This window comes from Burkholderia alba (assembly GCF_034721475.1).
In the GTDB taxonomy this organism is placed as follows: Bacteria; Pseudomonadota; Gammaproteobacteria; order Burkholderiales; family Burkholderiaceae; genus Burkholderia; species Burkholderia alba.
Genome location: NZ_JAWJWL010000008.1, coordinates 52,147 through 75,202 on the forward strand (window position 1 = coordinate 52,147; position 23,056 = coordinate 75,202).

Genomic DNA, 23,056 nt, shown 5'->3' on the forward strand with positions numbered 1-23,056 from the left:
CGACGCCGCTCGATCGCAGCGAGACCGGGCGGCACCGACGCTCCCGCCGCATCAAGCCACGCGCATGTCCCGCGGTAAAAGGACATCGCACCGCTCATTCCCCGCACCGACCGCGCAGTCGAATGTCATGACGGCATCGCCCCGCGGCCGGACGCCGGGCATAGCGTCGCAACACGCCGGGCGCAGCGCGAAGGCGTGCGTCGCGTGCCGGCGATATAACGTATCATGGCCCGGCCGTTTCGCAGCCGCGAGTGCCCCCCCCCGCGCGCACCCGCTTCGCGTGCGACACTGGCGCTCCCGCGTCCGATCGCCACGATCGCCCCTTCCGCTTTCCGAGATCCGCACCAGCAGACGATGACCCATCACTCCGTCATTTCCCGCGCCGTCCTCGGCGCCCTTGCCGCCTGCGCGCTGTCGTTCGCGGCGCACGCCCAGCAACCGCCGCCGGATGGCGGCGCCTCGTCCGGCTATAGCCGGCCGCCCGCGAATATCCTCGACGTGATGCTCGCGCCGCCGCTGCCCGCGCCGGTCGTCAGTCCGAGCGTCGACCGGGCGCTACTGGTCACCGCGCAGGAATATCCGTCGATTGCGCGCGTCGCCACGCCGTTCCTGCGGCTCGCGGGCGTGCGTCTCGAACCCGCGAACCGAAGCCGGCACGACACGCCGGGCGGCTACGGCATCCCGGCGTGCGCGACCCGCTTCGATCTGATCCGGTTCGGCAGCGCCGCCACGCGACCGGTCGCGCTGCCGGCCGGCGTTTGCGCCACGCGCCCGCAGTGGAGCGTGGACGGCAAGCTGTTCGCATTCGAGAACGTCACCGCGCACTCGGTCGACTTGTGGGTCGGCGACGGCGACTCGGGCGCGGTGCGCCGGATTCCCGGCGTGCAGCTGAATCCGATGTTCGGCGACGAGCTGCGGTGGATGCCCGATCAGAAATCGCTGCTGGTCAAGCTCGTTCCGGCACGCAGCGGGCCGCCGCCGGTCGCCGCCGACGCGTCGATCGGCCCGAGCATTCAGGAATCCGACGGCGGTCGCGGCCAGAGCAGCACCTATGAAGCGCGGGATACGCTGAAGAACCGTCACGACGAGGCGCTGTTCGACTACTACGCGGCCTCGCAGCTCGCGCTGATCGACGTCCGCACGGCCGCCGTCACGCCGCTCGGCGCACCCGCGCTGTACGACGGCATCGTGCCCGCGCCGGACGGACGCCACCTGCTGATCTCCACGATCCAGCGGCCGTATTCGTACATCACGACCGCCGACCGCTTCCCGCACGACTACACGGTGTGGGATATCTCGAATCGCGCGCGCATCGCGACGCACCGCATCGTGTCGCGCCCGCTGGCGGACCGGGTGCCGATCGGCGGCGTGCCGCTCGGGCCGCGCAGTTTCTCGTGGCGGACGACCGAACCCGCGACGCTCGTCTGGGCGGAAGCGCTCGACGGCGGCGACTGGAACGTCGCCGTCCCGCAGCGCGACAAGGTGATGATGCTGAAAGCGCCGTTCGATGCGGCGCCGCGCGAAGTAACGCGGCTGCGCGATCGCTACGCGGGCTTCGCGTGGACCACGCGGCCGGATCTCGCGCTGCTCACCGAATACGACGAGAACCGCCACTGGCGGCGCACCTTCATGGTCGACGTCGATGCCCAGCCGATCGCGCCGCGTGTGCTGTGGGACATGTCGACCGACGAACGATACGCGGACCCCGGCACGCCGGTCAGCCGCGTGCTGCCGAACGGGTTCCGGGCGATCCGGATCGACGACGGCGCGATGTTCCTCGACGGCGAAGGCGCATCGCCGGCCGGCAGCCGGCCGTTCCTCGACCGGCTCGATCTCGCGACGCTCAAGACGGAACGGCTGTTCCGCAGCGACCGGACCGCGCTCGAAGCGTTCGTCGCGTTCACGGGCGACGACACCCGCTCGTTCCTGACCTGGCGCCAGACGCCGGCCGACCCGCCGAACCTGTTCGTCCGCGCGCTCGGCGCGCCCGTCGACGCGCCGGCGGGCGAAGCCCGCTACGCGTCGGCCGCGACCCCGCTCACCCATCTCGCCGATCCGACGCCGGTGGTCCGGCAGATCAAGAAGCGCCTCGTCAAGTACAAGCGCGCCGACGGGCTCGACCTGTCGTTCACGCTGTACACGCCGCCCGGTTATCGGGAAGGCACGCGGGTGCCCGCGATCCTGTACGCCTATCCGCTCGACTACGCGGATGCGGCGACGGCCGGCCAGGTCAGCGGGTCCGAGCAGACCTTCACGCGGCTCAAGAACTACCGGCTGCTGCTGCTCGCCGGCTACGCGATCATCGACAACGTGTCGTTCCCGATCGTCGGCGATCCGAAGAAGGCCTACGACACCTACACCGAGCAGTTGGTGGCCGATGCGAAGGCGGCGGTCGACGAGGCGGTGCGGCTGGGCGTCGTCGACCCCGAGCGGATCGGCGTCACCGGGCACAGCCACGGCGCGCTGATGACGGCCAATCTGCTCGCCCACTCCGATCTGTTCCGCGCGGGCGTCGCGACGAGCGGCTCGTACAACAAGACGCTGACGCCGTTCGGCTTCCAGAACGAACGGCGCACGGTGTGGCAAGCGCAGGACGTCTATCTGAAGGTATCGCCGTTCTTCTACGCGGACCGGCTGAAGACGCCGCTTCTGATCGTCCACGGCGCGGACGACGCGAATCCGGGGACGACGCCGCTGCAGGCGACGATGCTGTACGAAGCGCTGCGCGGCAACGGCGGAACGACGCGTCTGGTGATGCTGCCGCACGAGCCGCACTGGTACACGGCGCTCGAATCGAACGAGCAGCTCGTGTACGAGATGCTGCGCTGGTTCGACCGCTACGTGAAGAATGCGCCGCCGCGCGCGGCGGCCGCGCAACCGGCCGCCGCATCGGGGCTGGCCGCCGTGCCGGCGCGCGCCGAGTGACGTGACGCCCGGCGGCCGCGTCGTCGCGCGCCGCCGGGATCGCCGCCGCATCGCGGCAAGAACGCACCCCGAACGGCGGGCGGGATCGGCGCTCGCCGCCGCGGGCCGCCGGCCGCGCGACCCGATCGCCGCGCGGCTTCATCGCCCTGACGCCCGCCATCGCCGAGCGTCTCGCCTCGACGCTCGCCGCGCAAGAACGATCAAACCGCCGGCGGGCCGATCACTTATATTTCGCGCTCGATCTCGTCGGGAACACCATGGACGCAGTTGGCAAGGCACTCTGGTTCATCGAAAACGAGCTGGGCGATGAACTGACACTCGATCTGATCGCATCGACGTGCGACCTGTCGCGCTTCAGCCTGTCGCGGGTCTTCACGACCCGCACCGGCTGGCCGGCGATGCGCTACGTCCGGGCCCGGCGGCTGACCCGCGCGGCGCATGCGCTGGCCGGGGGCGCCCCCGACATCCTCGGGGTCGCGCTCGACGCCGGCTACGGTTCGCACGAGGCTTTCACCCGTGCGTTCCACGATCAGTTCGGCGCGACGCCGGAGCAGGTGCGCAGCCAGCGCAGCGTGGTGAACCTTCCTCTTGTGGAGCCTCTGCGCATGAAAGCACTCAAACTCATCGACCTGCCGCCGCCGCGCTTCGAAAGCATCGGCCCCCTGTGCATCGGCGGTCTCGCCGGCCGCTTCACGTTCGAGACCAACGAGGGTATTCCGGCGCTCTGGCAATCGTTCGAAGCGCACATCGGCCATGTGCCCGGTCAGGTGGGCGGCGTGACCTACGGCGTCTGCTGCCATCCGGATCCGGACGGCGGGTTCGACTATCTCGCGGGCGTCGAGGTCGCCGATCCGCAGCGGCTGCCGCCGCCGCTTCGCGGCATCAGCCTCGCCCCCCGGCGCTATGCGGTATTCGAGCATCGCGGGCACGTGTCGACCGTCCATCAAACGTGCTACAGCATCTGGCACGGCTGGCTGCCCGACTCCGGATGGCGGGCGGCCGCCGCTCCCGAGTTCGAGCGCTACAGCGCCGATTTCGATCCCGTGCGCGAAACCGGAACGCTGGAGATCTGGATCCCCGTCGAGGACGGGGCGCCCACGCGCGGCTGAGCATCGTCCTTTGCGGCGCTCGGCAACCCGGAGCCGGCGCGCGCGTGAGAGCGGACTCCCTCGCGGCGTCGCGTCTCCTCCGCACACGTCGACGGGGGGCCGGGCGATTCACGCAGCCCCCGTCGCGCCAGCGAGCTACGGATGAGCGTGAGAGCTGACTGCCGCACGGCGTCCCGCCTGCATCCGAACGCGTCGACGCGCATCGGCCCGCGTCGCGCAAACGAATACGGGTGAGCCTGCCGGCACCCCGCCCGTCGAAGCGGCGCATCGGACGGCCGGCTGCCCGCCCCGCGACGGCCGCGATACGCGGCCCCGCCGCCCGCATGACGTCGATGGCCGGACTTGCCGCATCGAACGGCAGCACGTCAGACGCGTCACGGCCGACGCGACACCGGCCGCGCCGTCTCGGCGAGAATACGTTCGACCTGTTCGACGTATTGCCGCGTGCCGAACCGGCGCACCGCCGTCTCGAACCCATTGGCCACGAGCCGTTCGCCGAGCGCCGGATCCGTGCGCAGCGCGGCGAGCGCGTCGGCGAGCGCGTGCGCGTCGCCGGGTTCGCACAGCAGGCCGTTGACGTCGTCGTCGACAATCTCCACCACGCCGCCCGCCCGCGCCGCGACCACCGGACGCTTCGCCAGCATGCCTTCGACGATCACCCGGCCGAACGGCTCCGGCGTGATCGACGTATGCGCGACGGCATCGACGGCCTTCATGCACGCGGCGATATCGCGCTGGAAGCCCAGGAAATGCACCCGGCCGTCGAGCCCGTTGCGCGCCACGTACTCGTGCAGCTGCGCCGCGTAGTCGTCCTCGCCGAACAGCGGTGCGCCGACGAGCACGACGTGCATGTCCGGATACAGCTTCGCGGCTTCCAGCAGCACATGCTGCCCTTTCCAGCGCGCAAGGCGGCTGAACGATCCCACCAGCCACGCGTTCGCGGGCAGGCCGAAGCGCACCCGCAGCGCCGCCTGGCGCACCGGCTCCAGCGCGACGAACGGCTCCGCCGAAATGCCGTTGAACACCACCTGCACCGCGCGCGGATCGAAGCCCGTCAACGCCAGGAACGCCTGTGCGGACGCCTCTGAATTCGCGATCACCCGCGTCACGCCCAGCCGCGCGCACTGCCGGATCGCGAACAGCTGGCGCGGGCCGAAATGCGCGCCGCTGACGATATCGCGCAGATGCCAGACCACCGGCCGCCGCGCGATGCGTCCGGCGAGCGCGCCGACCACCATCGCCCGCTGCGTGTTCGCGTAGATCACGTCCGCGCCGCGCGCGCGGCGCGCCACCGCGCGGACCAGCGACGCGAGGCCCCCCAGCGCGCGCCAGGGCACGCCGCCCTGCTTGCGCACGCGCTCCAGCGAGCGCCGCGCGAGCACCTCGACCTTCACGCCGGCGTCGTCGAGCGCCGCGCGGAACGGGCCGTCGTCGAACAGCAGCACATCGGCCGAATCCTTGAGATGCGCGGCGACTTCCAGCAACGACAGCTCCGCGCCGCCCAGCACCCCGCTCTGGTCCAGCACGACGGTCTTCACCCGCCGCCGAACGGCCGGCGCCTCCGCTCCGACACCCGATCCGTCCGGCGCCGCCGCGCACCGCGACCGAGCCTGCGCACCCGGCAGCACCGTCTCGACGTGTTCGACAAAGCGCCGCCGGAAATCCGCGACGGAAAACCGCTGCGCGTTCGCGCGACAATCGGCCGGATCGAACTGCCGCGGCGAACGCTCGAACTGATCGACGGCGGCGACGATCGAGCGCACGTCCTGCGCGTCGAAGAACAGGCCGGTCGGTTGCGGCTGCGTGGCCGCATCGCGCACCGTCTCGAGCGCGCCGCCCTTGCCGTACGCGATCACCGGCGTGCCGCACGCCTGCGCCTCCACCACCGAAATGCCGAAGTCCTCCTCGGCCGCGAACACGAACGCCTTCGCGCGGCGCATCCGGTCGTGCAGCACCGCGAACGGCTGGTAGCCCATGATCTCCACATTCGCGCCGGCCTTCTCGCGGATCTTCCGCATATCGGGCCCGTCGCCGATCACGACCAGTCGCCGCTCGGGCATCTGCGCGAACGCCTCGACGATCAGGTCGATCTTCTTGTACGGCACCATCCGCGACGCGGTCAGATAGAAGTCCTCCTTCGCGGCGTTGAGCGAGAACGCGTCGACGTCCACCGGCGGAAAGATCACGGCCGCCTCGCGCTGATACACCTTCCTGATGCGCCGCGCGATGAACGCCGAATTCGCGACGAAGCGGTCGACGGAATTCGAAGTCCGGATATCCCAGGTCCGGATGTAATGCAGGATCGCGCGCGCGGCGAACGACTTGAGGCCGTGCGTCAGCTGCGACTGCGCGAGATATTGATGCTGCAGATCCCACGCGTAGCGGATCGGCGAATGCACATAGCTCACGTGCACCTGATCCGGCCCGGTCAGCACGCCCTTCGCCACCGCATGGCTGCTGGAGATCACGAGATCGTAGGCCGACACGTCGAGCTGCTCGATCGCGAGCGGCATCAGCGGCAGATAGCTGCGGTAGCGGGCGCGCGCGAACGGCAGCTTCTGGATGAACGACGTCGTCACGCGCTTGCCGCGCAGGAAGGTCCGGTCATCGAGGAAATCGACCAGGCTGAACAGGTCCGCGTCCGGAAAGCACGCGACGATCTGTTCGAGCACGCGCTCGGCGCCCGCGTAGGTCACCAGCCAGTCGTGCACGATCGCGACGCGCAACGGCCGGCCGGCCGCCTGCGCACGGGCCTGCGCGAGGCTCGCCGGCAGCGCCGGAAGCGTCGCGTCCGCGACGGACGTCAGCACGACAGGCTCTGCGAGATCGCGGTTCATACGCTTTTCCTCGGATACAGACGCAGCAGCGCGCTGCGCGCCAGCGCGCGCAGCCCGGGCGTCATCGTGATCGACCAGCCGACATTCAGCGCCACCACGACCGCGCACAGCGCGAGCGCCGTCGCCAGGCCGGGCAGCGCATGCGCGAGAAACAGGCTTGCGAGCAGGAAGGCGAGGTGCGCGGCCATGTCGAGCACGATCGGCCGCATGCGGATCGCCGACAGGTACAGCAGCACGCCGTAGTCGACCAGCGCGCGCACGGCCACCACGGCCGCCGCGCCGATCAGCCCGAAGTGATGGATGCCGTACCACAGCGCGGCGACGAAGAACGGCATCTGGACCAGCCCGGCGCAGGCCGCCCGGGCGGGATTGACCTGCGACTGGATCAGGATCCGCGTGACGCTCGCCTGCCCGACCAGCCACACGCTGATGACGAGCACCCGACCGACCGGCGACGACAGCGCGGCCAGATCCTTGCCGACCCACAGCGCGAGGAACGGCCCGAGCGCGAAGATCGCCACGATCGCGACCGGCGTGAACACGCCGTTCAGGAATTCGAGCGACTGCCGCGCCAGCGTGTCGGCATGGTCGCGTCCGAGCGCCGACAGGCGCGGAAACAGCGTGCGCACCAGCGCGTTCGGCAGCATGTTCAGGCGCGTGACGAGGTTCTGCGGCACCGTGTAGTACGTCACGTACTTCGCGCCGAGCCCCGCGCCGAGCATCACGCGGTCGAGCGTGTCGGCGATCATGCTGGCGGTGCTCGCGATCAGCATCCAGCCGCCGAAGTTGAACAGTCCCTTCGCGACCCCCAGCTGCGGCGGCTCGATCCGCCGGATGCCGAGCACCCGGATGCTCGCGTGGCCGAGCATCAGCGCCGCGATCAGGCGCGCGCCGACGGCCGCCGCGAGCACCACCTGCAAGGTCGGCGCGACGAGCCACGCGGCGAACAGCGGCAGCAGCTGGAACAGGAAGGTGCCGATCGTCTGGTTGGTGTTGAACACGCCGAACCGTTCCGCGCCGTTGATCGCGCCCGCGAACACCCACGACACGTTGGCGAGCGGAATCGCGAGCGCGAGCCAAGGCAGCGCGAGATACACCTCGTGCTGCAATTCGGCCGATGCCTTCGTGAAATACGCGGTGTAGACGAACGCGCCGAAATAGATCAGCAGCCCGCCCGCGATGCCGGTCGCGAGGTTGAGCCAGAACGCGCTCCAGAACACCCGCGCGCTTTGCCCGTCGTCGCCGCCCGCGAGCGCCTTCGAGATATGGTTCTGCGCCGCCATGCTCATCCCGAGATCGAGAATCCCGAAATAGCCGATCAGCGTCCAGACGAGACTCACCACGCCGTAGCGCTCGACGCCGAGCGCCTTGATATACGCGGGCACCGTCACGAGCGAGACGAAGGTCGGCAGGATCAGCCCGAAGAAATTGATCGCGACGTTCTTCAGGATGCCTTTATCCATGACGTCGGCATCCCGAGCGCGCGTGGGCGGCGAAGCGCGCCGCCGTCGGGACGGGCCGGCTCATGCGGGCCTCCAGCGATACATCAGTACCTTGCCCCGCGCGTCCTCCTCGACGAACACCAGGTATTCGCCGTTGTCGCGCCGGTACGCGCTGATGCCGAACGGCACGTCGACCCAGCCGGACGCCCGGCCCACTTCCGGGCCCGGCTTGATCACGCCCAACTCCTTGCCGTTGTCCTTGTCGTACACGTGCACGGTGCCGACCGGCTCGACCGCGAACAGATAGCGGCCCTCCACCGTGAGGCTGGCGAGCGTCAGAATCGGCTTCGCGCCCGGCTGCCACGGCAGCATCGCCGTGTAGCGCGCGACGGGCGCGCCGGTCGACCATTTGTCGAAGCGCACGAGCACGCGCCCGACCTCCTTCGAAATACCGGGCACGGGCGGCGCGTCGGCGGTGTAGCCGGTCACGTACAGCGTATCCGTCGCCGGCTCGTACAGCGCGCGACGCAGCGCGGTGAACGGCGCGGGCATCGGGTACTGGGTCAGCTTCGCATACGAGTAGACCGGGTTGCCCGCCTTGTCGAGGCCGCCGAACCGGAACCGGTTGATGCCGCGCACCTCGCTCGCGCGCCAGATGTCGCCCGCCGTGTCGACCCACCAGCCCCACCCGCCCGCCATGCCCCGGCCGGTCGTGTTCATGTCGAACTCGCCGTCTTCGAAGCGGCCGTTGCCGTTCGCGTCGCGCCAGATCCAGTCGCCGCCGGGCGGCCGGTTCGGCACCTTGTCGACCGGCCGGGCGCGGCCCGCGAGCAGGCCCGATGGGATCGCCGTCTCGCCGTCTCGCTTCGGGTCGAAGCGATAGATCTTCAGGTGATCCGCATACATGTCGGTCAGGTACAGGAAGGTCCGGCCGTCGAGCCTGCGCGCCATCGGCAGGCCCGGCCATTGATCGGTATGGAACACCGGATCGTCCGGGTACTTGAAGCGGTTCGACAGGAAGCCCGCGTACTTCCACTCCTTGCCCGGCGGCTGCGAGAGATCCAGGTCGAAGCGTTTGTTGCCGGTATAGACGCTGTTCGGCCGCGCCGGGTCCATCCACGCGCCGTCGACGAACAACAGGCCCTGCACCTGCCAGCGCAGCCGGCCGTCGGGCGCATAGCTCTCGAGCACCGCGCCGAGCCCCGCGCCGATCGTGTCGTGGCGCGGCCCGATCCCGTTCGTCGCGACATAGATATTGCCGGCGCGATCCACGCCGACACCCGTCAGGCCGTTGAAGCGCTGCGGGCCGGGCCGGCCCGGCGTGCCCGAGAAAATCCCGCCGCGCTCGCCGAGCGTGCCGCTCAACGCATAGCCGTCGCCGGATTTCGCATAGATCAGGATCTGCTGGCGCGGACCGTTGTCGGCGACCAGCACGCGGCCTTTCGCGTCGACGGCCACATCGACCGCGTCGGCGCCGTCCGGCAGCGCGGGCGCATCGTCGATCTTCTGGCCGTCGGCGCGCATGTGCGCGAGTCGCGCGGGACCGGTCAGCGTCTCGGTGAGCAGCCACAGCGTGCCGTCGCCCGCGAGCGCGATCCGCCCCGGCTCGCGCGCGCCCCACGCCGTTTTTCGTTCCATCGTTTCCGCGTCGTACACGCCGACGCTGTCGTGGGCCGGATCGGTCGCATAGAGCAGCTTGTCGCTCGCCGCGAGGCCCGCGACCTCCGCCCGCGTATCGACGGGCACTTCGTTGACCGTCAGGAAACTGGCCGCCAGCCGCGCGCGGGGATCGGCCGCCTTCGCGCTGCGAAACGGCGCGGCTTCGCGCAGGTCGCCGAGCGCGCGGCGCGAGATGCCGTACCACTGCTGCCCTTTCGCCGGCCAGATCCCGGCGCCGACCAGCCGGCCTTTCTCATTGCCGACCGCGATCGCAACGTAGGCGTAGCGGCCGTTCACCGCGACGGCGCTGCCGCCGGTGTTGCCCCAGCCATGCGTGCCGCCCGCGAAGCCGAGCATCCGGCCGTCCTGGTAGACGCTCGCCTCCGCGCCGCTCTCGTCCCACGGCGCGTTCGTATAGACCTTGCCGGCAGGCGTCACCGCGATCGCGCGGATGTCGATCTGGACCCACGTGCCGTCGCCGTAGCCGTAGGTGTTGCCGATCCACGACGTCGTCGCGGGCAGCACGGTTTCCGCTGCCGCGCCGCTCGCCAGCACGGCCGCGCACACCGCCAGTCCCGCCAGTATCGAACGTCGCAATGCGCCTCTCCACTCGTAACAGTCGGCCGCCGGGCAATGCGCGCCGCCCCGCACGCGCGGGCCGGCATCCTGGCCCGACGGATCGCCGCCATCCGGCATCGCCAAATGGATTTCAAACGACGAGGGGCAGGTTACAAGCAAAAATATTCACAAGAAATTTGGAAATATTGTTGGCTATTTCAAAGCGAAACCCAGCGCGGCGGTCGAATTAAATTCTTTTTTTACGGGCAACTTCGACCGATACGCCCTGCGCTCGGGTAGAAAGTGCCGCTCTCGCACCCCATAAGGCGCGCCGCGATCGGCGCATGCCGCCCGGCATCGCGGACTGCGCATTATTTCGCCGTCAATCGCGCGGCCGGCCATTCGCGTTTTTTTGCCGATTTCTTTTCCCTAGAATCGATTTCGGTCCGATATCCCATTCATATCGGCGCCTGTATCCCGACCGGATGACGCGAGCGCACGGCGTAGCGCGCGCCGGCGCCCACCAGACGGAACCCGAGGATGAACAGCGATACGCGCTCCGCCACCCTGTCCCACGCCGGCCGCATCGTGCAGCTCGACGGCCTGCGCGCGCTCGCCGTGCTCGCGGTGTTCTTCCAGCACGCGCTGAAAGCCCCGCTGTGGATGGGCGTCGATCTGTTCTTCGTGTTGAGCGGCCTGCTGATCACCGGCATCCTGCTCGAGCGCAAGGCGCGCGGGCAGTCGTACTTCGGCCACTTCTACGCGCGCCGCGCGCGCCGGATCCTGCCGCCCTATGTGCTGCTGCTCGCGGTGTCGTCGCTGCTGTTCGGCGCCGCGTGGCTGCATCACTGGCCCTGGTACGCGTTCTTCTCGACCAATATCGGCCTGTCGCTCGGCGGCATCGGGCACGACAGCCTCAACGTGCTGTGGTCGCTCGCGGTCGAGGAGCAGTTCTACATCTTCTGGCCGTTCGTCGTGCTGTGGTGCTCCGAGCGAACGCTCGCGTGGATCGCCGCCGCCCTGATCGTCGCCGCGCCGCTGCTGCGCGCGCTCGCCACGCCCTGGTTCGACTCGTTCTGGCCGATCTATTACCTGACGCCGTTCCGCATGGACCTGCTCGCGGCGGGCGCGCTGCTGGCCGTCGCGCTGCGGCGCGACCGCCGCGCGCTCGAGCCGTTCCACGGCATCGCCGTGGCGGGCGCCTGCATCGCGCTCGCGATCCTCGCGTGGCTGCATCTGTCGTACCCGCGATTCCGCGCGGCCAACACGCCGCTGTCGAATGCCGCGCTGTACAGCGTCTCGCTGCTGCTCTGCACGTCGCTCGTCGTCATCGCGCTGCGCGGACGCGGCATGGTGCAGCGGGTGCTGACGCACCCCGCGCTCGTCTACATCGGTACGGTCAGCTACACGATCTACCTGATCCACCTGAGCGTGCTGTACGCGCTGTGGCCGCTGCACCTGAACCGCTACCTGAGCGCCGCGCTCGCGTTCGCGATCACCCTCGCCTGCGCGAGCGCGACCTGGTACGGCTTCGAGCGGCGCCTGACGCGCGGCGCGGCGCGGCCGGCGCTCGCGCGCGCCGCCCGCTCACCCGCATGACCGATCCATCGTTCGACCAGGAAACCACTATGGCCCAAGCACGCAAGGCGATCATCACCGGCATTTCAGGTCAGGACGGCGCATACCTGACGAAGCTGCTGCTGGACAAGGACTATCAGGTGATCGGCACCTACCGGCGCACCAGCTCCGTGAATTTCTGGCGGATCGACGAGTTGGGCATCTCCTCCCATCCGAACCTGACGCTGGTCGAGCACGACCTGACCGACGCCGGCTCGAGCCTGCGCCTGCTTGCGTCCGCGCAGGCGGACGAGCTGTACAACCTCGCCGCGCAGAGTTTCGTCGGCGTGTCGTTCGACCAGCCGAAGACGACGGCCGACGTCACGGGCCTCGGCGCGCTGAACCTGCTCGAGGCGATCCGTGTCGTGAGCCCGCGGACACGTTTCTACCAGGCGTCCACGTCGGAAATGTTCGGCAAGGTACAGGCGATCCCGCAAACCGAAAGCACCGCGTTCTATCCGCGCAGCCCGTACGGCGTCGCGAAGCTGTACGCGCACTGGATGACGGTCAACTACCGCGAATCGTATGGCCTGTTCGGCTGCAGCGGGATCCTGTTCAATCACGAATCGCCGCTGCGCGGCCGCGAGTTCGTGACGCGCAAGATCACGGACACCGTCGCGAAGATCCGGCTCGGCCAGGCGGCCAAACTGGAGCTCGGCAACCTCGATGCGAAACGCGACTGGGGCTTCGCGTCCGAATATGTGGAAGGCATGTGGCGCATGCTGCAGGCCGACATCCCCGATACCTACGTGCTCGCCACCCAGCGCACGGAAACGGTACGAGACTTCGTGACGATGGCCTTCTCGGCCGCCGGCTATCAGCTCGAATGGACCGGCAAGGGCGAGCGGGAGCGCGGGCTCGACGCCGCGACGGGCAACGTGCTCGTCGAAGTGAACCCGAAGTTCTACCGGCCGGCGGAAGTCGACCTGCTGATCGGCTGCGCGGACAAGGCGCGCGACCGGCTCGGCTGGCAGCCGCGTACCACGCTCGAGCAGCTTTGCCAGATGATGGTGGAAGCCGACCTGACCCGGAATCAGCGGCATGAAACCTTTTGACGACGGCCGGCGCCGCGCGTTCGTCACCGGCCTGGCGGGCTTCACCGGCCGCCATCTCGCGCAGCGGCTCGAAACCGCCGGCTACGACGTGTGGGGCACCGTGGCGCCCGGCGCCGACACGCGCGACGATCCGCTGCTGCGGCGCTACACCTGCATCCCCGCCGATCTGCTCGACGTCGATTCGCTGGGCGCCGCGACCGCCGACGCACGGCCGCACGCGGTCGTGCATCTCGCCGCGTCCGCGCACGTCGCGCAAGGCAACCCGCGCGACATCTACCTCGTCAACGTGGTCGGCACCCGCAACCTGCTTGCCGCGCTGGCCGGCCTCGACGACCGGCCGCGCACGGTGCTGCTCGCGAGCAGCGCCAACATCTACGGCAATGCGCGGCACCCGGTGCTCGACGAAAGCGTGCCGCCGCAGCCCGCCAACGACTACGCGGTCAGCAAGCTGGCGATGGAGTACGCCGCGCGGCTCTGGCTCGCCGAACTGCCGATCGTGATCGCGCGTCCGTTCAACTACACGGGGGTCGGCCAGAGCGACGCCTATCTGCTGCCGAAGCTCGTGTCCCACTATGCGCGCGGCAAGCCGCGCATCGCACTGGGCAATCTCGACGTCAGCCGGGATTTCTCGGATGTCCGCGACGTGGCGGACGCATACGTTCGCCTGCTCGAACGCGCGCCGGCCGGGGAGACGTTCAACGTCTGCTCGGAGCACGCGCATTCGCTGAAGGAAGTGCTGGCGATGCTCGCCCGGATCGCCGGCTACGTGATCGACGTCAGCGTCGATCCGCGCTTCGTGCGGGGCAACGAAGTGAAACGGCTGGTGGGCTCGCGGGAGAAGCTGCGCGGCGCGATCGGCCCGCAGCCGCTCACGCCGCTCGACGCCACGCTGCGCTGGATGTTCGATGCGATGCGCAATATGTCGCCGGCCGGCGCGGGGCGTCAGGATCCGCTCATGCCGCCGATCCCGGGCTTGCGCGGGCCCTAGCCGCTCAGCTGCGCGTCGATGCTTTTGGTGAGCGGGGTGACCGTCTCGCCCGTATGCAGCGTCGTGACGGTTTCGATCAGCGCGATCCCGCACTCCTCGTCCGCCACCGGGTTGTGCATCGTATTCCTCGGCACGACGCAGAAATCGCCGGGGTTCAGCACGATGTCGTCCCGCCCTTCGATCTGGATGCGCAGACGGCCGTAGACGACATAGAACAGCTCATCCTCGTCCGCGTGCTTGTGCCACGTAAACTCGCCTTTCAGCTTCGCGACCTTCACGTACTGGTCGTTCACGCGCCCGACGACGCGCGGCGACCAGTACTCGGTCACGTCCTGCAGCGCCGCTGCGAAATTGATGCGGGTACCGGCCTGCAACATGGGGACTCTCCTTGGGTGCGACTCGATGCGTCATCCTGATCGCGGCGGCGCAACCGCGCCGGCCGCGCTCAGTCCTGCAAACCGTGCGCGAGATCGTTGCGGATATCGTCGGGATGCTCGAGGCCCACCGCGAGCCGGATCAGCCCCTCCGAAATGCCCGCCGCCGCGCGTGCCTCGGGCGTGACGCGGCCGTGCGTCGTCGTGGCCGGGTGCGTGATCGTCGTGCGGGTGTCGCCGAGATTGCCGGTGATCGACACGACCTTCGTGCCGTCGATCACGCGCCACGCGTTCGCGCGCTGCGCGTCGGGCGTGTCGCCCTTCAGCTCGAACGACACGATCGCGCCGCCGGCCTTCTGCTGGCGCTGCGCGAGCGCGTGCTGCGGATGCGATTCGAGGCCCGGATAGAACACCCGGCTGACGGCCGGATGCCGCTCCAGCCAGCGGGCGATCTCGAGCGCGCTCGCCGATTGCCGCTCGACCCGCAGCGACAGCGTTTCCATGCCCTTCAGCAGCACCCATGCGTTGAACGCGGACAGCGTCGGCCCGGCGCTGCGCACGAACGGGAACACCTTTTCCATCAGGAACTGCTTCGAGCCGACCAGCGCACCGCCGAGCACGCGGCCCTGGCCGTCGAGAAACTTGGTGGCCGAATGCATCACCACGTCCGCGCCGAGCTTGAGCGGCTGCTGCAGCGCCGGGCTGCAAAAACAGTTGTCGACGACGAACAGCGCGTTCGACGCCTTCGCGATCCGGCCGATCGCTTCGATATCGGCGATCTCGGTGAGCGGGTTCGACGGCGTTTCGAGGAAGAACATCTTCGTCTCCGGCCGGACCGCCTCCTGCCACGCGCCCAGGTCGGTCGGATCGACGAACGTCGTGGTAATGCCGAACTTGTTGAAGATCTGCGAGAACATCCCGAGCGTCGAACCGAACAGGCTGCGCGAGCTGACCAGATGGTCGCCCGCCTGCAGCGCCGACATCACCACCGACATGATGGCCGCCATCCCCGACGCGGTGGCGATGCACGCCTCGCCGCCTTCGAGCGCCGCGAGCCGATCCTGGAACATCGTCACGGTCGGATTCGTGAAGCGCGAGTAGGTGTAGTAGTCCTCGGAATTCTTGAAGCGCTCGGCCGCCTCGGCCGCGCTCGAAAAGCAGAAGCTCGAGGTCAGGAACAGCGCTTCCGAGTGCTCGTTGAATTCGCTGCGCAGCGTGCCCGAGCGTACGGCCAGCGTGTCGAAATTGAGTGAGTCGTCCATGTTCCGTTCATCCGTGTTCAATCGTCCCCGCCGTGCACGGCATGGGCGAGGACCAACAAAAAGCCCGCTTATGCGTCGGCATCAGCGGGCTTCGGGTGCGGTGCAACAGCGCTCAACTCGGGACGGCATGCTGCGCCGGCCTTCGCTTTAGCTGTTTCGGGTTGCCCCGCGTCCGCAAGCTGATATCAAATCGACGCAAGGCACCATCGTATCACGCCTGCTCAACTGCGTGCCCGCCGCTCATTCGACCGACAGCTGCAGGTTCATCTGCGAGCGGGCGACGTCGCCGTTGGTATCGCGATCGGCCTGCGAAGCGGGCGTGAGGCGCGCGCGCTCGACGCTGTCGAGATACTCGGGGGTGATATCGCCCGTGATGTAGTCGCCGTCGAAGCACGACGCCTCGAAATGATCGAGCGCCGGATTGATGTCGCGCACCGCGCGGCGCAGATCGCCGACGTCCTGATAGATCAGGTAATCGGCGCCGATGATCTTCGCGACTTCCTCGTCGCTGCGGCCGTGCGCGACCAGCTCGCCGCGCGTCGGCATGTCGATGCCGTAGACGTTCGGGAATTTCACGGGCGGCGCGGCCGACGCGAAGATCACCGACTTCGCGCCCGCATCGCGGGCCATCTGCACGATTTCGTGCGACGTAGTGCCGCGCACGATCGAATCGTCGACGATCAGCACGTTCTTGTCCTTGAACTCGATGCTCATCGCATTGAGCTTCTGGCGCACCGACTTCTTGCGCACCGCCTGGCCCGGCATGATGAAGGTCCGGCCGACGTAGCGGTTCTTGAAGAAGCCCTCGCGATACTCGACGCCGAGCTTCGCCGCCACCTGCATCGCGGCCGGCCGCGACGAGTCGGGAATCGGCATCACGACGTCGATCTGCACGTTCGGCAGTTCGCGCTTGATCTTCTCGGCCAGGTAATCGCCCATCCGCAGGCGCACGTTGTAGACGGGCACGCCGTCGAGGCACGAATCCGGGCGGGCCAGATACACATATTCGAACATGCACGGATTGAGGCTCGGATGCTCCGCGCACTGCAGGCTATGGAAATTGCCTTCGATGTCGATGAAGATCGCTTCGCCCGGCTGCACGTCGCGCACGAACTCGAAGCCGATGCCTTCGACCGCCACCGATTCCGACGCCACCATCCACTCGGTGCCCTGCGCCGTTTCCTGCTTGCCGAGGCACAGCGGGCGGATGCCGAACGGATCGCGGAACGCGAGCAGCCCGTAGCCGGCGATCATCGACACGATCGCATACGAGCCGCGCACCCGCCGATGCACGCCGGACACCGCCTTGAACACCGCGGCCGGGTCGAGCTGCAGGCCGGAGCTGGACAGTTGCAGCTCGTGCGCGAGCACGTTGAGCAGCACTTCGCTGTCGGAATTGGTATTGATGTGCCGGCGGTCGATGCGGAACATCTCGTCCTTCAGCTGCTTCCAGTTCGTCAGGTTACCGTTGTGCGACAACACGATGCCGAACGGCGCATTCACGTAGAACGGCTGCGCCTCCGCCTCGCTCGTCGCCGAGCCGGCCGTCGGATACCGCACCTGGCCGATGCCCGCCGTACCCGGCAAGCTGCGCATGTTGCGCGTGCGGAACACGTCGCGCACCATGCCGTTCGCCTTGTACATGTGGAAGTTGCTGCCGTCCGCCGTCGCGATGCCCGCCGCGTCCTGACCGCGATGCTGCAGCAGCAGCAGGCTGTCATAGATCAGCTGATTGACCGGGGATTGAGAGATAAAGCCTACGATGCCGCACATGGCATGTCCTTCAAGGATACAAAAATCGGTTCGGCCCGGCCGCCTGCGCCATCGGATCAGAGATGGATGTACGCAGCAAGCCCGTCGGGCAGCAGCGGTTTCAGCTCGCGCACGCCCTGCTCGGCGAAGGGGCGCAACATCGCGTTGCGCCAGAAATCCTGTTTCGGCAATTCGGTCAGCCCGGCCGCCGCGACCAGCAGCAGCACCAGCAGCACACCCCGGACGAGGCCGAACATGAGGCCGAGCGAGCGGTCGACGCCGCCCAGGCCCGTCGCCTGAGCGATCCGCGACAGCAGCGCGTTCGCCACGCCCGCCACCAGCACCACGGCGATCACCACGAGTCCGAAGGCGACCACCCACTGGGTCAGCGCGCCGCCGGGCCAGTTAGCTGGAATATAGGGCACCACGAGCCCAACGTAGCGGCAAGCAATCAAAAAAGCCGCAATCCAGCCGATCAGCCCGAAAATCTCGGATACGAAGCCCCGCCACGCACCCCGCATCGCGGACAGGCCAATCACCAGCAATACCGCGTAATCGAAAGCAGTCAGCATCGCGCGTTACTGGGTCAGCCCCGCGTCGCGCACCTTCGCGATGGCCGCCGAGGCCGCCGCGCGATCGGCGAACGGCCCCGCGCGCAACAGTGCGGCGGCGCTGCCGTCAGCCTGCTTGCGATGCTCGACGTAGGCGGGCACGCCCGCCGCTTTCAGCTTGGTCGCCCATGCGCGCGCGGTCGCATCGTCCTGGAACGCGCCGAGTTGCACCGCGAAGCGCGCACCCGGCGGCGACGCGGGCGACGACGCATCGCCGCTGTCGGCGGCCGTCGCAACGGCCGACGGCGCCTGGGAAGTCGAGGGAGCCGGCTTTGGCGCGGCGTTCGCGACCGGCGCCGACGGCGCCGGTTTTGCCGGCGCGACGGCGGCCGTCCTGGTGTCCTTGGGATTCTTCGCGGCGGCCGGCGCGGCGGGCGCCATGTCGGCGGCGGTCGCATCGGAGGCCGGGGGCTCGTCGCGGGCGACGCCCGCCTGCACGTCGGCGGCGTCGTCGTCGCGCGCCGCGGCCGGATGCGCCGGCCGGTTCGGAATATCGATCGCGATGTCGTCGGTGACGGGCTTCGGATGCGAGTCGAGCACCATCGGCAGCACGATCACCGCCGCGATCACCAGCGCGATCGCGCCGACGAGCCGCCGGCGCGCACGCTGCTTTTCAGGAAGGGTCGGATCGAGAAGGAGCGCGTCCGTGTCGGGCCGCTCCGTGCGGCGAGGCCGCCGCTCCACGCGTTCGCTGCGAACGCTCCGGGAAGAACCGGTTCGTGAGCCGCGCCGGGGCGGCGCGTCGTCATCTTTTTTGCCGAACGAGAAAATTCCCATGTATGGCTGGTCCGAGCTACCCGTCAGTCAGTGTTGCTGCGATTTACGATAGGCCATCACGCCCGCTACCGTATGGAAACTACCGAAAACCACGATTCTATCATTGTCGGACGCCCTTTTTAGTGCGTCGCGAAATGCTTCGGCGGGACTGGCGTAGCGCGTGACGCTGCTGTCCGCGCCTTCGTCGACGCCCGCCTCGCGCAACGCCGTTTCCAGCTCGGCGGCCGACGCCGCGCGCGGCAGCGGCAGGTCGGTCACGCACCAGTGGTCGATCTCGCCCGCCAGGTGCTTCAGCACGCCCGCGATGTCCTTGTCGCGCATCGCGCCGAACACCGCGTAGGTGTACGGGAAAAAGCCCATGTTGCCGAGATTCTGCCCGAGCACCGCGGCCGCGTGCGGGTTGTGCGCGACGTCGAGCACGATCGCCGGCTGGCCCGGCAGGACCTGGAAGCGGCCCGGCAGTTCGACGTTCGCGAGGCCGAGCCGGATGTCCTGCGCCGACACCGGCAGCCGGGCGCGCAGCGCCTCGAGCGCCGCGAGCGCGGCCGACGCGTTGATCAGCTGATTGGCGCCGCGCAGCGCCGGATAGGCGAGCGCCGGATAGCGCTTCTCGCGCCCCAGATAGCTCCATTGCTGCCGTTCGTTGCCCGGTTGCGCTTCGTAGCGGAAATCGCGCCCGACCAGCCACAGGTCCGCGCCGATCGCCTCCGCATGGTCGACGAGCGTCGCCGGCACGGCCGGATCGCCGCAGATCGCGGGCTTGCCCGAGCGGAAGATGCCGGCTTTCTCGAATGCGATCTTCTCGCGCGTGTCGCCCAGGTATTCGACGTGATCGAGGTCGATGCTGGTGACGATCGCGCAATCCGCGTCGACGATGTTGACCGCGTCGAGCCGGCCGCCCAGACCGACTTCGAGGATCACCGCGTCGAGCCCGCGCGATGCGAACAGATGCATGATCGCGAGCGTGGTGAATTCGAAGTACGTGAGCGATACGGGCTCCGGCAGGCTCAAGCGCGCCGCCTCGACCGCCTCGAAGTGCGGCAGCAGGTCGGCGTCGGCGACCACCTCCCCGTTCACGCGCGCGCGCTCGTTGAATTCGAGCAGGTGCGGCGACGTATGGCAGCCGACCTTGTAGCCGGCCCTGACGAGAATGGTCTCGAGGAACGCGCAGGTCGAGCCCTTGCCGTTGGTGCCGCCGACCGTGATCACCGGACAGTCGAACACCAGCGGCAGCGCGTCCTTCACCTGGCCGATGCGGGTCAGGCCCATGTCGATGCCGACGGGATGCGCGCTTTCCAGATGGGAAAGCCACGCGTCGAGAGTGGGAAAAGTGCTCATCGAATCCAACCGCGAATCAAATCCGTTACACCAAAAACGAAGCGCGCCGCCCGGCGCTCAGGCCGGGCGACGCGCGGCATTGCCGGGGCGCCTGGGGTCAGGCCAGCGCGTCCGCCGGCTGGCGCTGCAGCAGCGCCAGCAACTGGGCGATTTCCTCGCGCAGACGGCGACGGTCGACGATCATGTCGACCGCGCCCGTCTTCAGCAGGAACTCGGCGCGCTGGAAGCCCTCCGGCAGCTTCTCGCGCACGGTCTGCTCGATCACGCGCGCGCCGGCGAAGCCGATCAGCGCCTTCGGCTCGGCGATCACGACGTCGCCGAGGAACGCGAAGCTCGCCGACACGCCGCCCATGGTCGGATCGGTCAGCACCGAGATGAACGGCAGCTTGGCCTCCGACAGACGGGTCAGCATCGCGGTGGTCTTCGACATCTGCATCAGGGACAGCAGGCTTTCCTGCATCCGCGCGCCGCCCGAAGCGGTGAAGCAGATGAACGGCACCTGCTGCTCGAGCGCGTTCCGCGCGCCGCGCACGAAACGCTCGCCGACGACCGAGCCCATCGACCCGCCCATGAACGAGAACTCGAAGCAAGCCGTCACGACGGGCAGCGTGTGGATCGCCCCGCCCATCACGACCATCGCGTCGGTCTCGCCGGTGTCCTCCATCGCGTCCTTCAGACGGTCCGGATACTTGCGGCTGTCCTTGAATTTCAGCGTGTCGACGGTCAGGACCTCCTGACCGATCTCGTAGCGGCCTTCCGGATCCAGCAGCGCGTCGAGGCGCTCGCGCGCGCCGATGCGCATGTGATGGTCGCACTTCGGGCAGACATGCAGATTCGCTTCCACGTCGCTGCGATACAGCACCGCCTCGCAGGACGGGCACTTGACCCACAGGCCTTCGGGAATGCCCTTGCGGTTTTTCGGGTCGGTCTGCTTGATCTTCGGCGGCAGCAGTTTGTCGAGCCAGCTCATCGTATGGTTTCCTGTTCCGTAGCAGGCCGGGCGGCGAACGCCCGGTCCCTCAGTCAGTAATGGTCGCGGCCTGGCGCTTACGCGGCCGGGCCGTCGAGCGCGGCGCGCAGCTCGGCGATGAACCCCTGCAGCGCGGCGACGGCGCCTTCCGGCGGCGCGTCTTCGAGCAGCTGCACGAGGCGGCTGCCGATCACGACGGCGTCCGACACTTCGGCCACCGCGCGCGCCGTGGCGGCGTCGCGGATACCGAAGCCGACGCCCACCGGAACCGGCACGCGCGACTTGATGGCCGGGATTTTACCCGCAATACTCGAAACATCCAGATTTCCGGCGCCGGTCACCCCTTTCAGCGACACGTAATACACATAGCCGCTCGCCACCTTGCCGACTTCCACGATGCGCTCATCGGTCGACGTCGGCGCGAGCAGGAAAATCGGGTCGATACCCGCGGCGCGCATCTTCGCGGCGAATCCGGCCGCTTCCTCGGGCGGATAGTCGACCACCAGCACGCCGTCGACGCCGGCCGCCTTCGCCTGCGCGGCGAACGCGTCCTCGCCCATGCGTTCGATCGGGTTCGCATAACCCATCAGCACGACCGGAGTCCGGTCGTCGCGTTCGCGAAAACGCCGCACGTCGGCGAGCACGCTGGTCAGCGTCACGCCGCGCGCGAGCGCGCGTTCCGACGAGCGCTGGATCACGGGGCCGTCCGCCATCGGATCGGAAAACGGCACGCCGAGTTCGATCACGTCGGCGCCGCCCGCGGCAAGCGCGTGCATGAAGTCGACCGTTTTCGCCGGATCGGGGTCGCCCGCGGTGATGAACGGGATCAGGCCTTTGCGGCCCTGTGCGGCGAGTGCTGCGAAAGTGTTCTGGATACGGGACATGGCAAAAATTCCTGGAATCGTGCGCGATCGGTGCGCGGGGCCGCCGTCAGGCGCCCGTCGGCGCGACGAGCGCGTTCACGCGCTCGCGCGCGATCGCGCAATAGCTTTCGTTGATTTCATAGCCGATGAAGTCGCGCCCCTGCCGCGCGCACGCCACCGCGGTCGTGCCGCTGCCCATGAACGGATCGAGCACGCGGCCGCCCGGCGGGCAGCTCGCGAGCACCATCCGCTCGACGATTTCCAGCGGCTTCTGGGTCGGATGGTCGACACGCTCCGCGTGCTGCCGGTGCAGGCGCGAGACCGACCAGACGTCCTTCGGGTTGTAGCCCATCTCGAGCCACTTGCTGCCCTCGAAGAGCTTGCGCGAACGGGCCTTCTTCGTATCGGCGTCGTAGGGGATGCGGACCGGATCGAGATCGAAGTAATAGCCCTTCGATACCGCGAAAAACCCGATGTTGTCGTGCACCGACGTGAAGCGGCGCGTCGTGCCGCCCATGCTCGGTACGCGCCGGTCCCAGATGATCTCGTTGATCATCGTGAGCCGGGTCTTCAGAAAACTGAAGATCTCGGGCGCGTACTGCCACGTGCAGAACACGTACAGCGAACCGCTCGGCTTGAGCTTCGGAATCGCGATCTCGAGCCATGCGCGGGTCCAGGCGAGGTGCTCGTCGCCCGAGCGCATGTCGGAATCGTTGCCGTAGTCCTTGCCGAGCCCGTACGGCGGATCGGCGACGATCAGGTCGATCGACGCATCCGCCAGGTTCGCCGCATCGGACAGGAAATCGCGGTTCAGCAGCTCGATGCCGGCGGGCAGCGCGCGCGGCGCGGCAGCGGCAGGCGCCGCCGCTTCCGCCACGTTCGCCGCGCCGCCCGCGGGTTCGTCGATCAGGTCGCGCAT

At 68.5% G+C, this 23,056-nt stretch carries 17 protein-coding genes; 5 read left to right on the forward strand and 12 right to left on the reverse strand.

All coding sequences use genetic code 11. The features are described 5' to 3' along the window. Window positions 1–354: 354 nt before the first annotated feature. Both RZR99_RS10945 and RZR99_RS10950 read left to right on the forward strand, forming a co-directional pair. Window positions 355–2,925: an alpha/beta hydrolase family protein gene (locus RZR99_RS10945; protein WP_323119778.1), complete on the forward strand. Its 2,571-nt coding sequence runs from the start codon at window positions 355–357 to the stop codon at window positions 2,923–2,925. Window positions 2,926–3,182: 257 nt separating this feature from the next. Then, window positions 3,183–4,034 carry an AraC family transcriptional regulator gene (locus RZR99_RS10950; RefSeq protein WP_323119779.1) on the forward strand — a complete coding sequence of 284 codons (852 nt, stop codon included), beginning with the start codon at window positions 3,183–3,185 and terminating at the stop codon, window positions 4,032–4,034. Between the two features lie 374 nt (window positions 4,035–4,408). On the opposite strand, the gene RZR99_RS10955 is transcribed toward RZR99_RS10950, so the two are convergent. The 3 genes from RZR99_RS10955 to RZR99_RS10965 are packed head-to-tail and all read right to left on the reverse strand — an operon-like array spanning window position 4,409 to window position 10,545. Continuing rightward, window positions 4,409–6,871, reverse strand: a complete 2,463-nt coding sequence (locus RZR99_RS10955; RefSeq protein WP_323119780.1) for a glycosyltransferase family 4 protein — start codon at window positions 6,869–6,871, stop codon at window positions 4,409–4,411. Continuing rightward, window positions 6,868–8,334 carry an oligosaccharide flippase family protein gene (locus RZR99_RS10960; protein WP_323119781.1) on the reverse strand — a complete coding sequence of 489 codons (1,467 nt, stop codon included), beginning with the start codon at window positions 8,332–8,334 and terminating at the stop codon, window positions 6,868–6,870. The genes RZR99_RS10955 and RZR99_RS10960 overlap by 4 nt, the downstream gene beginning before the upstream one ends. A 60-nt stretch (window positions 8,335–8,394) precedes the next feature. Beyond that, entirely contained in the window at window positions 8,395–10,545 is a 2,151-nt protein-coding gene (locus RZR99_RS10965) for a hypothetical protein (RefSeq protein WP_323119956.1), read from the reverse strand. 525 nt (window positions 10,546–11,070) lie between these two features. Between RZR99_RS10965 and RZR99_RS10970 the strand changes: the two genes are divergently transcribed. From RZR99_RS10970 to RZR99_RS10980, 3 genes are read left to right on the forward strand one after another with little or no spacing between them, the layout of a single operon-like run. Further along, window positions 11,071–12,129, forward strand: a complete 1,059-nt coding sequence (locus RZR99_RS10970) for an acyltransferase family protein (protein WP_323119782.1) — start codon at window positions 11,071–11,073, stop codon at window positions 12,127–12,129. 29 nt (window positions 12,130–12,158) lie between these two features. After that, entirely contained in the window at window positions 12,159–13,202 is a 1,044-nt protein-coding gene (gmd, locus tag RZR99_RS10975; RefSeq protein ID WP_323119783.1) for a GDP-mannose 4,6-dehydratase, read from the forward strand. Beyond that, the gene (locus tag RZR99_RS10980; RefSeq protein ID WP_323119784.1) at window positions 13,189–14,190 is read left to right on the forward strand and encodes an NAD-dependent epimerase/dehydratase family protein; all 1,002 of its coding nucleotides are present in this window, start codon (window positions 13,189–13,191) and stop codon (window positions 14,188–14,190) included. Before gmd ends, RZR99_RS10980 begins: the two co-directional genes overlap by 14 nt. Here RZR99_RS10980 and RZR99_RS10985 read toward each other — a convergent pair. From RZR99_RS10985 to RZR99_RS11025, 9 genes are all read right to left on the reverse strand, one after another. Further along, window positions 14,187–14,567 (reverse strand): cupin domain-containing protein, encoded by a 381-nt coding sequence (locus RZR99_RS10985; protein WP_323119785.1) that lies wholly within the window; start codon window positions 14,565–14,567, stop codon window positions 14,187–14,189. The genes RZR99_RS10980 and RZR99_RS10985 overlap by 4 nt on opposite strands. Window positions 14,568–14,635: 68 nt before the next feature. Beyond that, a complete protein-coding gene (locus RZR99_RS10990) occupies window positions 14,636–15,826 on the reverse strand; it encodes an O-succinylhomoserine sulfhydrylase (RefSeq protein WP_323119786.1) in 1,191 nt (396 codons plus the stop codon). Window positions 15,827–16,066: 240 nt separating this feature from the next. Beyond that, the gene (purF, locus tag RZR99_RS10995; RefSeq protein ID WP_323119787.1) at window positions 16,067–17,599 is read right to left on the reverse strand and encodes an amidophosphoribosyltransferase; all 1,533 of its coding nucleotides are present in this window, start codon (window positions 17,597–17,599) and stop codon (window positions 16,067–16,069) included. Between the two features lie 56 nt (window positions 17,600–17,655). After that, window positions 17,656–18,150, reverse strand: a complete 495-nt coding sequence (locus RZR99_RS11000; RefSeq protein WP_323119788.1) for a CvpA family protein — start codon at window positions 18,148–18,150, stop codon at window positions 17,656–17,658. 6 nt (window positions 18,151–18,156) lie between these two features. After that, entirely contained in the window at window positions 18,157–18,966 is an 810-nt protein-coding gene (locus RZR99_RS11005; RefSeq protein WP_323119789.1) for an SPOR domain-containing protein, read from the reverse strand. Window positions 18,967–18,993: 27 nt separating this feature from the next. Continuing rightward, the gene (gene folC / locus RZR99_RS11010) at window positions 18,994–20,304 is read right to left on the reverse strand and encodes a bifunctional tetrahydrofolate synthase/dihydrofolate synthase (RefSeq protein ID WP_323119790.1); all 1,311 of its coding nucleotides are present in this window, start codon (window positions 20,302–20,304) and stop codon (window positions 18,994–18,996) included. Window positions 20,305–20,401: 97 nt separating this feature from the next. Beyond that, a complete protein-coding gene (gene accD / locus RZR99_RS11015) occupies window positions 20,402–21,274 on the reverse strand; it encodes an acetyl-CoA carboxylase, carboxyltransferase subunit beta (protein ID WP_323119791.1) in 873 nt (290 codons plus the stop codon). A gap of 77 nt (window positions 21,275–21,351) precedes the next feature. Then, the gene (gene trpA, locus RZR99_RS11020; protein ID WP_323119792.1) at window positions 21,352–22,158 is read right to left on the reverse strand and encodes a tryptophan synthase subunit alpha; all 807 of its coding nucleotides are present in this window, start codon (window positions 22,156–22,158) and stop codon (window positions 21,352–21,354) included. A 46-nt stretch (window positions 22,159–22,204) separates the two neighbouring features. Continuing rightward, window positions 22,205–23,056, reverse strand: a complete 852-nt coding sequence (locus tag RZR99_RS11025) for a DNA-methyltransferase (protein WP_323119793.1) — start codon at window positions 23,054–23,056, stop codon at window positions 22,205–22,207.